This is a genomic window from Mesorhizobium sp. M7A.F.Ca.MR.362.00.0.0, from assembly GCF_004023175.1.
Classification (GTDB): Bacteria; Pseudomonadota; Alphaproteobacteria; order Rhizobiales; family Rhizobiaceae; genus Mesorhizobium.
Map to the genome: position 1 here is coordinate 63693 of NZ_RZTF01000004.1, position 2570 is coordinate 66262.

At 62.2% G+C, this 2570-nt stretch carries 3 protein-coding genes; all 3 read right to left on the reverse strand.

Annotated elements, in window-relative coordinates:
- Nucleotides 1-199 precede the first annotated feature (199 nt).
- Complete coding sequence (locus EOC06_RS01325; RefSeq protein ID WP_023811804.1) at nt 200-547, reverse strand: DUF6867 family protein; 348 nt, start codon at nt 545-547, stop codon at nt 200-202.
- Nucleotides 548-659: 112 nt separating this feature from the next.
- Nucleotides 660-1388 (reverse strand): ABC transporter ATP-binding protein, encoded by a 729-nt coding sequence (locus EOC06_RS01330; protein WP_127296224.1) that lies wholly within the window; start codon nt 1386-1388, stop codon nt 660-662.
- Nucleotides 1388-2570 (reverse strand): ATP-binding cassette domain-containing protein (locus EOC06_RS01335; RefSeq protein ID WP_128306881.1); only part of this gene is annotated, 1183 nt, incomplete at its 5' end. The genes EOC06_RS01335 and EOC06_RS01330, both read right to left, overlap by 1 nt.

Below are 2570 nucleotides of genomic sequence, written 5' to 3' on the forward strand. Positions count from 1 at the left end.
GCGGCACCGCCGAACGCGACAAGCGCGGTCAGGGCGACGGCGGACAAAAGTGACTTTTTCATTTAAACGCTCCCATTAACGGAGTGGGCGTGGATGAAGCTTTCATGCGATGCCCACCCTTATCGCAGAAAGCATAGTTTGCCGATTTTCAGGCACTTGTCACGCCGATTCAATTTCGAGACGGCGTTAATGATGAACGTCAACCTTTCGGTTTCCAGCTCAAGAGTGAAGCTCTTTCGTAGAGCCAATTATACTGTGTCACCATCTGGTTGGTGCGCGTGTATTGGTAGCCAACGAAGCCGAGGATCATCAGCACGATGGTGTCGACGACATAATAGTGCAGCGAGAACATGGTGCCGCCGAACAGCGCGTGATGGATGAAGCGGATCGCGATGCCGAGGCCCAGCATATAGGCGAACAGCTGGATGAAGCTGCGCCACGTCTGAGCACTGGCCTTGCCCGTCATCCACGCCGCCCAGCCGCCGAGCAGACAGGTGACGAAGAAGAACTGCCAGATCGAGGGTTCCTCGTAAAGAATGCCCTGCATGGTGAAGTCTCCTTAGCATGACCCCGAAAAGTTGCGGACTTTCCGGACTAAGATCATGCGACAAACAAACAATCTGGAGCGGAATGGCGGATGCACGCATTCCGCTCCGAACTCAGTGGTGTCCGCCTTCGAGATAGGCGGCGCGCACTTCCGGATTGGCGAGCAGTTCCTTGCCGGTGCCGCTCATCGTCACATTGCCATTGACCATGACGTAGCCGCGCGTGGCGAGCTTGAGCGCGCCGAAGGCGTTCTGCTCGACCAGGAACACGGTCAGCCCCTGGGTGCGGTTCAGTTCGCGGATGGCGTCGAATATCTGCTTGACGATCAGCGGCGCGAGACCCAGCGACGGCTCGTCGAGCAAAAGCAGCTTCGGCCGTGCCATCAGCGCGCGTCCGATCGACAGCATCTGCTGCTCACCGCCCGACAGCGTGCCGCCGCGCTGGGTGATGCGCTCTTTCAAACGCGGGAACAGCGTGAACACCTTCTCGACGTCCTCGTCATAGTGCTTGAGGTTGTCGAGGCTGGCGCCCATCTGCAGGTTTTCCATCACCGTCATGCGCGGAAATATCCGCCGGCCCTCGGGCGACTGGGCAATGCGCATGCGCGCGATCTCGTGCGTCGGCATCTGGGTGATGTCGGTGCCGGCAAAGGTGATGGTGCCGGCGCGAGCCCGCGGCGCGCCGAAAATAGTCATCATCAGCGTCGACTTGCCGGCGCCGTTGGCACCGATCAGCGCCACGATCTCACCTTCCTTCACAGTGACATCGACGCCGTTCAAGGCTCGGATGTTGCCGTAGTAAGTCTGCACGCCCTTGATATCGAGCAGCGTTGTCGCGGCCATCACTTGCCTCCTCCGCGCTTGCCCGCCACGGGCTTGGCAGCGGTCTTGCTCCCGGTCTTTCCGGTGGCTGCCTTTGCAGTCTTTGCGGAAGCATGGCTTGTCGCCACCTTGCCCGCATCGACGCGGCGCGAGAATTCCGTGTCCTTGCCCTGGCCGAGCAGCCTGGCCTGTTTGACCCATTCCTCGCGCGCGATACGTCCGTCAAAGGCGAGATAGGCTTCGGCGGCCTCGACGTCGGCCTTTTTCCAGGCGCCGATCTGGTCGAAATGGAAGATGCCGTGATCGTTGAGCTTCTTCTCGTTGACCGTGCCGATGCCCTTGATGCGGGTCAAATTATCGGCCTTGCCGCCGCGAGGTGCCGCCAGCCGGTTGGAGATCTCTCCAGCCTTTGCCGGGGCCTTGGCTGCCGGCTTGGCCGACGCGGTCGACGTCGCCGCCGCGCCGGTTGCCGCCTTTGAAGCCGCTTTCGGAGCAGGCTTTGCCTTCGCTGCCGGCACGGCTGCCAGCGGGGCTGCCTTGTTTGCCGCGGCGAGCGACCTGGCGTCGACCTGACCGGCCTTTGACGCTCCCTTGGCCACCGTAACCCGCTCGCCCGAACTATGGCCGACCGTGTCGGTCACCGGCCCGGCGAGATAGGACGACGACGTTCCCGGACCATGCGCGGCATCCGGCCCTGTATCGAGCTGTTCGATGACATCTTCGTCGCCGACTTCGGTAAGGACCGCTTCGACTTCCTCGTCGTCGACGCCGAGATAGGCGGCGATGACGCGCGGGTCGGTGCGCACCGACTGCGGACTGCCGTCCGAGATCTTGCGGCCGTACTCCAGCACCACGACATGGTCGGAGATCTGCATGACCACCGACATGTCGTGCTCGATCAACAGGATCGAGGTACCGGATGTGTTCTTGATGTCGATCAGCAGCTCGTTCAGCGCCGCCGATTCCTTCGGATTGAGGCCGGCCGCCGGTTCGTCGAGGCACAGAAGCTCGGGTCCCGTGCACATGGCGCGAGCGATCTCGAGGCGGCGCTGCGCGCCATAGGGCAGGTCGCCGGCCGGGTCGTCGGCACGGTCGACAAGATCGGCCTTTTCCAGCCAATGCTTGGCGAGTTCCACCGATTCGGCCGAGGCCTTGCGATAGCCGCTGAAGCCGAAAAGGCCGAGGACCGTGTAGCCCGATGCC